Origin of the sequence: Stenotrophomonas sp. SPM (assembly GCF_003105135.1) — a bacterium.
Classification (GTDB): Bacteria; Pseudomonadota; Gammaproteobacteria; order Xanthomonadales; family Xanthomonadaceae; genus Stenotrophomonas.
On record NZ_QETL01000017.1, the window covers coordinates 14,595 to 27,068 of the forward strand.

The window sequence follows — 12,474 nt, forward strand, 5'->3', positions numbered from 1 at the left end:
CGCCGGCCCCAGTCCGGAACCTCTATGCGTCTTTCCACGATCAAGCTGTCCGGCTTCAAGTCGTTCGTCGATCCGACCACCCTGCACCTGCCGACCAACATGACCGGCGTGGTGGGGCCCAATGGCTGCGGCAAGTCGAACATCATCGACGCCGTGCGCTGGGTCATGGGCGAAAGCTCGGCCAGCCGCCTGCGCGGCGATTCGCTGACCGACGTGATCTTCTCCGGTTCCAACGCCCGCAAGCCGGTCTCGCAGGCCACCGTCGAGCTGATCTTCGATAATTCGGACCACACGATTTCCGGCGAGTACGCCTCGTTCAACGAAATCTCGGTCAAGCGCACCGTCAGCCGCGACGGCAGCAGCAACTATTATCTCAACGGCACCAAGTGCCGCCGCCGCGATATCACCGATCTGTTCCTGGGCACCGGCCTGGGGCCGCGCAGCTACTCGATCATCGAGCAGGGCATGATCAGCCAGATCATCGAGGCGCGACCGGAAGACCTGCGCGTTTACCTGGAAGAGGCCGCCGGCATCTCCAAGTACAAGGAGCGCCGCAAGGAAACCGAAACCCGGATCCGCCATACCCGCGAGAACCTCGACCGGCTGGGCGACCTGCGCGACGAGATCAGCAAGCAGCTCGAGCACCTCAAGCGCCAGGCCCGGCAGGCCGAGCAGTACCAGGCGCTGCAGGAAGAGCGCCGGGTCAAGGACGCCGAGTGGAAGGCACTGGAATTCCGCGGCCTCGACGGGCGCCTGTCGAAGCTGCGCGAAGGCCTGTCGCAGGAAGAAACCAAGCTGCAGCAGCTGATCGCCGACCAGCGTGAAGCCGAAGCGCGCATCGAGACCTCGCGCGTGCGCCGCGAGGAGGCCGCCGACGCGCTCAATACTGCGCAGGCTGCCGTCTACCAGGTGGGCAGCACGCTGGCCCGTGTCGAGCAACAGATCCAGCACCAGCGCGAACTGTCGCAGCGCCTGCACAAGGCGCGCGACGAGACGCGGCAGGCACTGTCCGAGCTCGGCCAGCACATCAGCGGCGACGAAGCCAAGCTGATGGTGCTGCGCGAAGCCGTCGACGATGCCACCCCGCAGCTGGAAGCGCTGCAGGAAGAGAACGAGATCAAGCAGGAAAGCCTGCGCGAGGCCGAAGACCGCCTGGCCAGCTGGCAGCAGCGCTGGGAACAGCACACCTCGCAGAGCTCGGAAGCCTCGCGCGCCGGCGATGTCGAGCGCACCCGCGTGGACTACCTGGACAAGCAGATCCTCGATGCCGACCGCCGTCGCGAGGCGCTGGCCGGCGAGCGCGCCGGGCTGGACGTGGACGCGCTGGAGGAAGCCTTCGAGCAGCTGTTCCTGCAGCACGAAACGCAGAAGACCGCGCTGGACGAACTCGGTGACGACGTCGAACGCCGCAAGCAGGGCGTGACCGCCGTGCAGGAGCAGCAGCGCACCGGGCAGAACGAACTGGCCGAGCTGCGCAAGCAGGCCAATGGGCTGCGCGGCCGGCTGGCATCGTTGGAAACCCTGCAGCAGGCCGCACTCGGCCAGGAGCAGGGCGCTGCCGTGGCGTGGCTGAAAGCCCATGGCCTGGATTCGGCGGCACGCGTGGGAGAACGCCTGGACGTCGATGCCGGCTGGGAAAATGCAGTGGAAAGCGCGCTCGGTCAGTTGATCGAAGGCGTGCTGGTGGATGATCCGGCACGCCTGGTCGATGCATTGGGCGAGCTGGGCGATGGCCGCATCGCGCTGGTGGCTGATGACGGCGGGGCCCTGAAGGTGGCGCCGACCTCGTTGGCCGCACGCGTGCGCGGTCCGGTGGCGATCCGCCGCCTGCTGGCCCACCTGCACGGTGCCCGCGACCTGGCCGAAGCGAAGACGCTGCAGGGCAGCCTGCCCGACGGCGATTCGATCATCACCCAGGGCGGTGAGCGCCTGGGCCAGGGCTGGCTGCGCGTGTCGCGCTCCGGTGCCGCCCAGCAGGGCGCACTGCTGCGCGAACGCGAGATCAACGAACTGCGCGAGCAGATCGAACAGCTGCAGGACCGCGAGGCCGCGCTGGAAGAACAGCTGGCCGGTTTCCGTGAGCAGTTGCTGGCCGCGGAGCAGCAGCGCGAAGACGCGCAGCGCTCGCTGTACCAGGCCCACCGCGCGGTGTCCGAGCTGGCAGGCCAGCTGCAGGGCCAGCAGGGCAAGGTGGAAGCGGCGCGCACGCGTATCGATCGCATCGAAGGCGAGCTGTCGCAGCTGCTGGAAACGCTGGAGGTCAACCGCGAGCAGGCGCGCGAGGCGCGCTCGCGACTGGAAAATGCCGTCAGCAGCATGGGCGACCTGGAGTCGACGAGGCAGGGGCTGGAGGGAGAGCGCCGCCAGCTGACCGAGGCCCGCGACCTGGCCCGCGAAGCGGCACGCGCGGTGCGCGAACGCTCGCATGCGCTGGCCCTGACCCTGGAATCGCAGCGTGCCCAGGTGGCTTCGCTGAGCCAGGCGCTGGAGCGCATGAGCACCCAGCGTGACCAGCTGGATTCGCGCCTGGGCGAGCTGCATTCTCAGCTGGATGAAGGCGATTCGCCGGTTGAATCGCTGCAGGCCGAGCATCAGAACGCGCTGGAAGAGCGCGTGCGTGCCGACCGCGTACTGACCGAGGCACGCACGCTGCTCGACGGCATCGACGCCGAGCTGCGCAACTACGAACAGACCCGCCACCAACGCGACGAACAGGCACTGGCCCAGCGCGAGCGCATTTCCCAGCGCAAGCTCGACCAGCAGGCGCTGGTGCTCAGCGCCGAGACCCTGCAGGGCGCAGTGGAAAAGGCCGGTTTCGTGCTGCAGGACGTTCTCAACGCGCTGCCCGACGATGCGCGCTTGGGCGACTGGGAACAGGCCGTGCACCAGATCGATGGACGCATGCGCCGGTTGGAACCGGTCAACCTGGCCGCCATCCATGAGTACGGCGAGGCCTCGCAGCGTTCGGACTACCTGGATGCGCAGCACACCGACCTGACGACCGCGCTGGAAACCCTCGAAGACGCCATCCGCAAGATCGACCGCGAGACCCGCGGCCGCTTCAAGGACACCTTCGACCGCGTCAACGCCGGCGTGCAGGCGCTGTACCCGCGCCTGTTCGGTGGCGGCCATGCCTACCTGGAACTGACCGGTGAAGACCTGCTCGACACCGGCGTGACCATCATGGCGCGGCCGCCGGGCAAGCGCGTGTCCAGCATCTCGCTGCTGTCCGGTGGCGAAAAGGCGATGACCGCGGTGGCGCTGGTGTTCGCCATCTTCCAGCTCAACCCCGCGCCGTTCTGCCTGCTGGACGAGGTGGACGCGCCGCTGGACGAGGCCAACGTCGGCCGCCTGGCCAACATGGTCAAGGAAATGAGCGAGAAGGTGCAGTTCCTGTTCGTCAGCCACAACAAGGCGACGATGGAGGCCGCGCACCAGCTCTCGGGCGTGACCATGCGCGAGCCGGGCGTCAGCCGCCTGGTCAGCGTGGACCTGGAAGAAGCCGCGCGATTGGCGGGCGCGGCATGACGTGCCATTCTAGTTACCTGAATGAACTAGCCGGAGTACCTACCGAATGACCGACACGGCACTGTTGCGCATCGGCATCCTGGCCGCCGGCCTGCTGCTGGTGGCTGCGATCTTCCTGTTTGGCCGCCCGAAGAAGAAGCCGCAGGGGCGCCGCGTGGAAAGCGCCGAACCGGCCAGCGGCGAGCGTCGCGAGCCGGTGCTGGGCGAAGACGGCGTGGCCTTGGCAGAGAGCCGAGGCGAGCCGGGCCTGGGCGACGAAGGCCAGCAGGCCGAACTTGGCCTGGCCGATACCGATCCGGGCAGCAGCGATCTGGGCAAGCGCGCGACGCAGGACTTCGACAAGATCGTGTCGTTGTTCGTGGCCGCCCGCGCCGGTGAGCAGCTGCGCGGCGAGGATATCGTGGTGGCGGCCGAGAAGACCGGCCTGGTGTTTGGCCACATGAACGTGTTCCACCGCCTGGTGGAAGGCCATCCCGAGCGCGGCCCGATCTTCTCGATGGCCAGCATCATGAAGCCGGGCAGCTTCGACATGGCCAACATCCGCGCCATGGAAACCCCGGCCATCGCCTTCTTCCTGACCCTGCCGGCGCCGCTGACCGCGCTCGATGCCTGGGAAAAGATGCTGCCGACCGTGCAGCGCATGGCCGAGCTGCTTGATGGCGTGGTCCTGGATGACAGCCGCAACGCGCTGGGCCGCCAGCGCATCGCGCACATCCGCGATGAGCTGCGTGCGTACGACCGCCAGCACCAGGCGCCGCCGCTGACCAAGACCCCGCGCTGGTAAAGGCCCAAAGGTAGAGTCGAGCCATGCTCGACTGCCTTTTGTAGAGTCGAGCCATGCTCGACTTGTGCAACCCCGCGCAAACCCCAGTCGAGCATGGCTCGACTCTACAAGGTCGGCCATCAATCCAACCAACGGCACCACGCAAACGGATGTTCGCCGAGCTGTGCCGCCAGTCCGGCACGGACAGGATTCGCCGCGATGTACAGCGCTTGGTTTCTCAATGATTCATCACATCGCACTGCGTGGTCATGATAGCCGCGCTGCCAAAGTGGCCCGTCGATGCCGATCAGTCGGCTACAGCGCGATTTCATCATCTGCACCGATGCGGCAAGGGTTCCTGAGCGTAGTTGCATCAACCAATGCACGTGATCTGGCATGACCGCCCACGCGAGGTTGAGGCATCGCCGCTCTTGCTGAATCCACTGCAGGCCCGCTACAACGACGGCGGCCCGCTGTGGATCATCAAAGTGCCGATGGCGCTGGTGAGCGACCGTGGTGATCGCGTAGACGTTCTGCAGTTGCGACCAACGGCCTTTCAGGAGACGTGGACTGGGCATGCCTCAGCATTGGCTGGCTGAAGTAGCTTGGGTATCGCTTGAATGCGGTCAGGCCTGTAAGAAAGGCCCCAGTCGAGCATGGCTCGACTCTACAGAGGGCCAGGCCGCGCTCCAGTCGAGCATGGCTCGACTCTACAGAGGGCCGGATCGGCTTCCACCCGGATGGGGTTACGCCGGTACGCCGGCGACCTTCGCGAATGCCTGGCGGAACGCCGCCATTTCTTCTTCGGTACCGACGGTCACCCGCACGCGCTGCGGCCAGATCGGCCAGCTGCGGCCGATCACCACGCCGTTGTCGGCCATCGCCTTGGCGAACGCGTTGCCGTCGCGCTGCACATTCACCACGAAGCAGTTTGCTTCGGACGGCACGCAGCTGAAGCCGCGCTTGCCCAGCCAGGCGATGGTGGCCTGGCGCACTTTCGCATTCTGCAACCGGCGCTGCGCGATCAACTGCGGGTCCTGCAGGCTGGCCAGTGCGGCCGCCAGCGCCGGCACCGGCAGCGGGTTCTCGCCCAGGCTGGCCAGTTCGCGCAGGCGGTCGGGGTGGGCTGCCGCCACGCCCAGCCGCAGGCCGGCCATACCGTACAGTTTGGAGAACGTCCGCAGCACGATCAGGTCATCGCGCTGGGCGACCTGTGCGATCAGGCTGGGCTGGTCGCTGTACTGCAGATAGGCCTCGTCCAGCAGCACGCGGGTGGCGGACGGCTTGTTGGCCAGCAGCCACGCCAGCTCGGCCGGCGGGCTGATCGAGCCGGTCGGGTTGTTGGGATTGCAGACGTAGATCAGCCCCGTCGGCTGCGAATGCGCGGCTGCTGCCATTGCGCGAAGGTCGTGCGCACCGTCATTGCGCAGTGGCATTTTCTGCACCTGGGCGCCGCGCGCTGCAGCCATGTCACCGAGGGTTTCGAAGGTCGGGTCGGCAACCACCAGTGCCGCCTGTGGGCCGGTCCACAAGGTGGCCGCACGGTTCAGGGGCTCGCTGGAGCCGGGATACAGTCGCACGTGGCCGGCTGGGATGCCGGCCTGGGCGACAAAGGCATCGCGCACCTGTCCAGCCAGGGCGAACTGGTAGCGACCACTGCCGGCGATGCTGTCGCGTGCGGCCTGCTGGGCGGCGGGCGAAGGGCCGTAGGGGCACTCGTTGAAGTTGAGCAGGACCGGGCCGGTGGCGGGAGCCGCGGCGGGCTGCGCCTGGCCGAGGCGGGGCAGGCCGCTGCCAGCGGCGACGAGGCCGACACCGGCCAGTTGCAGGACGTGGCGGCGGGAAGCGGACAGGTTCACGGGCAGGATTCCGAAGGGCAACCGCCGCACGCTAACGGTGGTGGGAGCGGGCGGCAAGCGGGGATTTTGTAGAGTCGAGCCATGCTCGACTGCTCTACCGGCCCAGTCGAGCATGGCTCGACTCTACAGCGGCGGGCATGACGAGGCCTGACACCCAAGCGCGGTAGAATTCACGGCCATCCCAGAAGTATCGGATCCCGATGAGCTCCAGCCCCGCCGAACGCGCCGAAGACCTTCGCCGGCAGATCGCCCAGGCCAACCGCGCCTACCACGAGCTGGACGCGCCGGAGATCCCCGACATCGACTACGACCGGCTGGTACGCGAGCTGGAAGCGCTGGAGCAGGAGCACCCGGAACTGGCCCGCGCCGACAGCCCCACCCAGCAGGTGGGCGCGCGTCCGTCCGGGCGCTTCGCCGAGGTGCGCCACGCGGTGCCGATGCTGTCGCTGTCCAATGCCTTCAGCGATGAGGAAGTGGCCGATTTCGTGCGCCGCATCGACGAGCGCCTGGGGCGCCGCAGTCTGCATTTCTCGGCCGAACCGAAGATGGACGGCCTGGCGATCAGCCTGCGCTATGAAGACGGCCAGTTCGTGCTGGGCGCCACCCGTGGCGATGGCAGCACCGGCGAGGACGTGACCGCCAACCTGCGCGAGATCGGTGACATCCCCAAGCGCCTGCACGGCCAGGACTGGCCGGACGTGCTGGAAGTGCGCGGCGAGGTCTACATGGCCCGTGCCGATTTCGAGGCCTACAACGATCGCGCGCGCCTGCACGGCGGGAAGGTGCTGGCCAATCCGCGCAATGCCGCGGCCGGTTCGCTGCGCCAGTTGGATGCGAAGATCAGCGCGCAGCGCAGGCTCAGCTTCTTCGCCTACGGCACCGGCGAAGTGCAGGGGGGGGAACTGCCCGATACCCATTCGGGCACGCTGGCGCAGCTGGGTGCCTGGGGCTTCCCGGTGAGCGAACTGTGCAAAGTGGTCGACGGCATCGATGGCCTTCTCGGCTATTACCGTGACATCGGCGAGCGCCGCGACGGCCTGCCGTTCGATATCGATGGCGTGGTCTACAAGCTGGATGACCGCGCCGGCCAGCAGGCGATGGGCTTCGTCTCGCGCGCACCGCGCTGGGCCATCGCGCACAAGTTCCCGGCGCAGGAACAGAGCACCACCGTGGAGGCGATCGAGATCCAGATCGGACGTACCGGTGCCGCGACGCCCGTCGCGCGCCTGGCGCCGGTGGCGGTCGCCGGTGTGATCGTGTCCAACGCCACCCTGCACAATGCCGACCAGATCGCACGCCTGGACGTGCGCGTGGGCGACAGCGTGATCGTGCGCCGCGCCGGCGATGTCATTCCCGAAGTGGTCAGCGTCATCCTCGACCGTCGTCCGCAGGGCACCACCCCGTGGCAGATGCCGACCCGTTGCCCGGTGTGTGGCTCGGAGATCGTGCGCGAGGAAGGTGCCGCTGCGTGGCGCTGCTCGGGTGAACTGTCCTGCCCGGCGCAGCGCAAGGAAGCCATCGCCCACTTCGCTTCGCGCCGCGCGATGGATATCGACGGCCTCGGTGACAAGTACATCGAAACCCTGGTCGACGCCGGCATCGTCAAGCGCGTCGCCGACCTGTACCAGCTCACCCGCGACCAGCTGCTGCACCTGAAGCTGGTGCTCGATGCGGAGGATCCCTCGGCGCTGGCCAACAATCTGAAGCCGCATCTGCCGGCCGAAGGCAGTGGCGACGTGCTGAAGGCCGTGCTCAAGCTCGACGGCCAGGATCCGGCATGGCGCGCGCAGGCGCTTGTGCAGCCGGTCGCCTTCGTATGGAACATCAAGAAAATCGCAACCAAGTGGGCGGACAACCTGATCGCCGCCATCGATGCCAGCCGCGAGGCCAGCCTGGAGCGGCTGCTGTTCGCACTCGGCATCGAACATGTGGGCGAGAGCACGGCCAAGGCGCTGGCGCTGTGGTTTGGTGATCTGGCGTTGATCCGCCGCCTGCCGTGGCCGCTGTTCAAGCGCGTGCCGGACATCGGTGGCGAAGTGGCGCGCTCACTGGGTCACTTCTTCGAGCAGCAAGGCAACCAGGACGCCATCGATGCGCTGCTGCAGGTCGGCCAGGTGCGGATCCGCGATGCCCATCCGCCGAGCGCGAAGCTGCGCGAGGGCCTGGACCTGGCCCAGCTGCTGGTGGAAGCCGAGATTCCCGGCATCACCCGCCTGCGTGCGGAGAAGCTGGTGGCCGTGCTGCCCAGCGCACAGGCCGTACTCGACGCCGAGCACGGCCAGTTCGTCAATGCCGGCCTGCCCGATGACACCGCGCGCGGCGTCGCCCAGTGGCTGGACACCGACGGCCATGGCGCGATGCTGCTGGCGGCGGAAACCGAGATGCAGCACATCCTGGCCAAGGCGCCGGCGCTGGCCGAGGTCGTGGCCGGTCCGCTGGATGGGCAGACGGTGGTGCTCACCGGCACGCTGTCCCAGCTCACCCGCGATGCCGCCAAGGACCGCCTGGAGGCGCTGGGCGCCAAGGTGTCCGGCAGTGTCTCCAAGAAGACCAGTTTCCTGGTGGCGGGCACCGAGGCCGGCTCCAAGCTGGACAAGGCGCAGTCGCTGGGCGTGCCGGTGTGGGATGAAGACCGCCTGCTGGCCTACCTGGCCGAACACGAATGATGACCCCGCCGGGCGCCACGCGCGCCCGGCCTGATGCACGAGAGGACACCCGATGCAGACCGCTCCGCTGGATTTCCGCCTGGCCACCCGCGCCGATGAGGACGTGCTGATCGCGTTGATGCGCGAGTTCTACGCCGAGGACAAGATCGAATTCGATGACGCACGCGTACGCCGCGGCGTCGATGCGCTGCTGGCCGATCCGCGCAACGGCGAAGTGCTGCTGTGGCTGGACGAGGCGCGCGAGGTCTGCGGCTACGCGGTGATCGCGATGGGCTTCAGTCTGGAGCAGGGCGGGCACTTCGTGCTGCTGGACGAGCTGTACCTGGCGCACCGCGCGCGCGGCCGCGGCCGTGGCAAGCAGGCGCTGGCCACCTGCGAACAGCGTGCGCGCGGGCGCGGTGTCAGCCGCATGCGCCTGGAGGTGAATCACCACAACGAGCTGGCGCGGCGCCTGTACCTGGCCAGCGGCTACATCGATGACACCCGCGATCTGCTGACCCTGCCGCTGGACCATCCGCGCCCGGAGGGCATTCTGTGAGCGAGGCCCTGATGCGCGCGCTGCAGCAGCGTGCCGCGCTCAACGCGCTGCTGCGCCGCTTCTTCGCCGAGCGGGACGTGCTGGAAGTGGAAACGCCGATCCTGTCGGTGGCTGGCAACACCGAGCCGAACATCGACAGTTTCCATACCGATTTCAGTGGCCATGTCGATGCCGGTGGCCGCCGCCGTTGGCTGCGCACCTCTCCGGAATTCCCACTCAAGCGCCTGCTCGCCGCCGGCGTGGGCGACTGCTACGAGCTCGGCCGGGTGTTCCGCAACGGCGAGGCGGGTGGTCGCCACAATCCCGAGTTCACCATGCTGGAGTGGTACCGCGTGGGCTGGGATCACCATCGCCTGATGCAGGAGACCGCCGAGCTGGTGCGCGAAGCACTGGCGCTGGTCGGGCGCACGGCGACCCTGCGCGTGCTCAGCTACCGCGAGCTGTTCCAGCAGCACGCCGGCGTCGATCCGTTCGTTGCGGACGAAGCGGCGTTGCGCGCGGCGCTGGGTGAGGTGCACATCGACCCGGTCGGCCTGACCCGCGATGACTGGCTGGACCTGCTGATGACCCATCGCATCCAACCGCACTTCGATGACGCGGTCATGACCGTGGTCCACGACTGGCCGGCCAGCCAGGCCGCGCTGGCACGCATCCGCGCGGGCACGCCGCCGCTGGCCGAGCGCTTCGAGTTGTACCTGGGTGCGGTCGAGCTTGCCAACGGCTATCACGAGCTGAACGACGCCGGCGAACAGCGTGCGCGCTTCGAGCGTGACCAGCAGCGCCGGCACGAGCGCGGCCAGGTGCAGCCTGCGCTGGATGAGGCACTGCTGTCCGCGTTGCCTGCCATGCCGGCCTGTGCAGGCGTGGCGGTGGGCGTGGACCGCCTGCTGATGGCGATGAACCGCACGCCGCGCATCGCCGATGTCCTTGCGTTTGATTTCGCCCACGCCTGAACGACCGCGCGCACTCTGCGCCTGAACAAAAACAACGGATTTCGCGCTTGATTCAGCAAACACGATGATGGTCTTATCACGCCTGATGCAGGACACTGGCATCGTGGTTCATCCGCTCCGTTGGGGAATGCTTTGGTCAAGTGGTTTGCGGTCGTCGCGGCACCGGTGTACTCCATGGCGATATGGGGCGGCCTGCTGCCGTCGTCGGCGTCTGCCCAGGCGGCGGGCTACGAGGGCGAAGTGGTGACCTGCGAATCGCGCGACATGGGCTGGGTGCACTGCGACATCGACGTCAGCAACGGCGTCGACCTGGTGCGCCAGCTGTCGAGCAACACCTGCATCCGTGGCAGTGAGTGGGGCACCGACCGCAGTGGCGTGTGGGTGACCCTGGGCTGCCGTGCCGAATTCCGTGCGCGCGGCGCTGAAGCTGCCGCCAGCTCCGCCGCTGCCGGCGAAGGCAAGAGCAAGCACCTGGTGCGCCGCGTGGTGCGCTGCGAATCCAATGGCCGCCCGCAGAGCTGCCCGGTGCGGCTGGATGGCGCGCCGGTGCGACTGCTGCGCCAGCTCTCGGTGCTGCCGTGCCGCGAAGGGCAGGGCTGGGGCTACAAGCGCAATGAAGTCTGGACCAGCCGCGGCTGCCAGGGCGATTTCGAAGTGGCCGACGATGCGGGTCGTTTCGTCGACGTGGCCCGCAAGCTGACCTGCGAATCCAAGTCCAAGCGGCGGCGCTTCTGCGGCGCCACCATTTCCACCGAGGCCAAGGTCATCAAGCAGCTGTCCGGCACAGCCTGCGAGGAAGGCAAGACCTGGGGCTGGAGCCGCAACGGCATCTGGGTGGACGGCGGCTGCCGCGCCGAATTCTCGGTGAATTGAGCCCGGGCAGGCTCCAACCACGCGGGGCGTGGCCCTACAATGGGCCCATGAACACTGCCACCGACCTCGACTACGCCCGCTACGACCATATCCGCCCGATCCTGTGGACCGGCGATGCCCTGCAACTGCTCGACCAGCGCAAGCTGCCGTTCGTGGTCGAACACGTGGTCTGCCATGACAGCGACGACGTCGCCACCGCCATCCACGCGCTGACCGTGCGCGGTGCGCCGGCCATCGGCATTGCCGCCGCCTGGGGCGTGGTGCTGGCGGCGCGCGAGGTGCAGGCCGCCGACGGCGCGCATGCGCTGCAGCAGCTGGAACCGCCCCTGCAGCGGCTGAACGCCTCGCGCCCGACCGCGGTGAACCTGGCCTGGGCGCTGGCCCGCATGCGCCGTTGCCTGACCGCCGCCGGTGCCGACTGGAAGGCGCTGCTGGAAGCGGAGGCTCAGGCCATCGCCGAGGAAGACCTGGCCGCCAACCGCCACATGGGCGCGCTGGGCGCGGGCCTGATCGACGCCGGCAGCGGCGTGCTGACCCATTGCAACACCGGCTCGCTGGCCACCGCCGGCTTCGGTACCGCGCTGGGCGTGATCCGCGCCGGCATGGCCCAGCACCGCATCGCCCGCGTGTTTGCCGGTGAAACCCGGCCGTGGCTGCAGGGCGCGCGCCTGACCGTGTGGGAGCTGCAGCAGGACGGCATCGATGCCACCCTGATCGCCGATTCCGCCGCCTCGCACCTGATGAAGACCGGTGCGGTGCAGTGGGTGATCGTCGGTGCCGACCGCATCTGCGCCAACGGCGATACCGCCAACAAGATCGGCACCTACCAGCTGGCCATCGCCGCCCGCCACCACGGGGTGAAGTTCATGGTCGTGGCCCCGTCCTCGACGGTGGACATGGACACCGTGGACGGCAGCCAGATCGAGATCGAACAGCGCGACCCGGGCGAGCTGTATGGCGTGGGCGGTACGCGCACCGTGGCCGAGGGAATTGCCGCCTGGAACCCGGTGTTCGACGTCACCCCGGGCGAGCTGATCGACGCCATCGTGACCGAGCGCGGGGTCATCCTGAACCCGACCGCCGAGAACATGCGCGCCGCCTTCGGCGGTTGACCCCGGCCCCGGTAGTGCCGGCCGCTGGCCGGCAACCCCCTAAGTTCCTGATTTGTGCCGGTAAAATCCCCGTAAAGGAAGGCGGAAAACGGCCTGTTGTGGTAGTATCCACAGGTTGAATCGAGGTTCCGGCACGACCCCCTCCCGCAGAGGGCTGCGCCGGACTGGACCGCTACCAGACA

General features: G+C 68.0%; 9 protein-coding genes. 7 read left to right on the plus strand and 2 right to left on the minus strand.

Annotated features, from left to right (window positions below):
* Positions 1-24: 24 nt before the first annotated feature.
* A complete protein-coding gene (smc, locus tag DCO49_RS06355; protein WP_116863292.1) occupies positions 25-3,528 on the plus strand; it encodes a chromosome segregation protein SMC in 3,504 nt (1,167 codons plus the stop codon).
* A gap of 46 nt (positions 3,529-3,574) precedes the next feature.
* Positions 3,575-4,312, plus strand: a complete 738-nt coding sequence (gene zipA, locus DCO49_RS06360; protein ID WP_108769252.1) for a cell division protein ZipA — start codon at positions 3,575-3,577, stop codon at positions 4,310-4,312.
* A 119-nt stretch (positions 4,313-4,431) separates the two neighbouring features.
* On the opposite strand, the gene DCO49_RS06365 is transcribed toward zipA, so the two are convergent.
* Together DCO49_RS06365 and DCO49_RS06370 are read right to left on the minus strand one after the other, a co-directional pair.
* The gene (locus tag DCO49_RS06365) at positions 4,432-4,869 is read right to left on the minus strand and encodes a transposase (RefSeq protein WP_116863293.1); all 438 of its coding nucleotides are present in this window, start codon (positions 4,867-4,869) and stop codon (positions 4,432-4,434) included.
* Positions 4,870-5,037: 168 nt separating this feature from the next.
* A complete protein-coding gene (locus tag DCO49_RS06370; RefSeq protein WP_116863294.1) occupies positions 5,038-6,150 on the minus strand; it encodes a pyridoxal phosphate-dependent aminotransferase in 1,113 nt (370 codons plus the stop codon).
* A 200-nt stretch (positions 6,151-6,350) separates the two neighbouring features.
* Between DCO49_RS06370 and ligA the strand changes: the two genes are divergently transcribed.
* From ligA to mtnA, 5 genes are all read left to right on the plus strand, one after another.
* Positions 6,351-8,816 carry an NAD-dependent DNA ligase LigA gene (gene ligA / locus DCO49_RS06375; RefSeq protein WP_116863295.1) on the plus strand — a complete coding sequence of 822 codons (2,466 nt, stop codon included), beginning with the start codon at positions 6,351-6,353 and terminating at the stop codon, positions 8,814-8,816.
* Positions 8,817-8,868: 52 nt separating this feature from the next.
* Positions 8,869-9,354 carry a GNAT family N-acetyltransferase gene (locus DCO49_RS06380; RefSeq protein ID WP_116863296.1) on the plus strand — a complete coding sequence of 162 codons (486 nt, stop codon included), beginning with the start codon at positions 8,869-8,871 and terminating at the stop codon, positions 9,352-9,354.
* An 11-nt stretch (positions 9,355-9,365) separates the two neighbouring features.
* Complete coding sequence (epmA, locus tag DCO49_RS06385; RefSeq protein ID WP_207776467.1) at positions 9,366-10,307, plus strand: EF-P lysine aminoacylase EpmA; 942 nt, start codon at positions 9,366-9,368, stop codon at positions 10,305-10,307.
* Positions 10,308-10,439: 132 nt separating this feature from the next.
* The gene (locus tag DCO49_RS06390) at positions 10,440-11,180 is read left to right on the plus strand and encodes a DUF3011 domain-containing protein (protein ID WP_116863298.1); all 741 of its coding nucleotides are present in this window, start codon (positions 10,440-10,442) and stop codon (positions 11,178-11,180) included.
* A gap of 47 nt (positions 11,181-11,227) precedes the next feature.
* Positions 11,228-12,292, plus strand: coding sequence for an S-methyl-5-thioribose-1-phosphate isomerase (gene mtnA / locus DCO49_RS06395; RefSeq protein ID WP_116863299.1), 1,065 nt, complete (start codon positions 11,228-11,230; stop codon positions 12,290-12,292).
* Positions 12,293-12,474: the final 182 nt, after the last annotated feature.

What these genes read in the sequence shown, in the direction of transcription:
- ligA (WP_116863295.1), top strand. Translation starts at nt 6,351, where the DNA reads ATGAGCTCCAGCCCCGCCGAACGCGCCGAAGACCTTCGCCGGCAGATC.
- smc (WP_116863292.1), top strand. Translation starts at nt 25, where the DNA reads ATGCGTCTTTCCACGATCAAGCTGTCCGGCTTCAAGTCGTTCGTCGAT.
- epmA (WP_207776467.1), top strand. Translation starts at nt 9,366, where the DNA reads ATGCGCGCGCTGCAGCAGCGTGCCGCGCTCAACGCGCTGCTGCGCCGC.
- DCO49_RS06365 (WP_116863293.1), bottom strand. Translation starts at nt 4,869, where the DNA reads ATGCCCAGTCCACGTCTCCTGAAAGGCCGTTGGTCGCAACTGCAGAAC.
- DCO49_RS06380 (WP_116863296.1), top strand. Translation starts at nt 8,869, where the DNA reads ATGCAGACCGCTCCGCTGGATTTCCGCCTGGCCACCCGCGCCGATGAG.
- zipA (WP_108769252.1), top strand. Translation starts at nt 3,575, where the DNA reads ATGACCGACACGGCACTGTTGCGCATCGGCATCCTGGCCGCCGGCCTG.
- mtnA (WP_116863299.1), top strand. Translation starts at nt 11,228, where the DNA reads ATGAACACTGCCACCGACCTCGACTACGCCCGCTACGACCATATCCGC.